The 229-nt window shown below is 51.5% G+C and carries 1 protein-coding gene; it reads right to left on the minus strand.

Features of this window, described 5'->3' with window-relative positions:
- A partial coding sequence (locus tag KVT36_RS32505) for a DNA translocase FtsK (protein ID WP_305858850.1) occupies positions 1-229 on the minus strand: 229 nt, incomplete at both ends.

A 229-nucleotide genomic window follows, 5' to 3' on the forward strand; every position in this document is an offset into this window, starting at 1 on the left:
AGTTTTCGTTATCGATCTTTTTACCGATGCCAATGGGCAGGTCCATATTGTTCTGCTGGAACTTTTCGGAGGCCAGCAGCGCAGTGGGGGACACAATACTTTTTTTCACATTCGGCACCTCAATACCAAGGGTGCCTTTACCGGGTAGGGGCGCAATATTGCGGATGCCCAGCGCGGAGGGGCTTAGCGCGATATCATCTTCCAGGTTTTTGATAGGGGAAATGCGCAC

This window comes from Chitinophaga sp. GbtcB8, from assembly GCF_019091455.1.
Taxonomy (GTDB): Bacteria; Bacteroidota; Bacteroidia; order Chitinophagales; family Chitinophagaceae; genus Chitinophaga.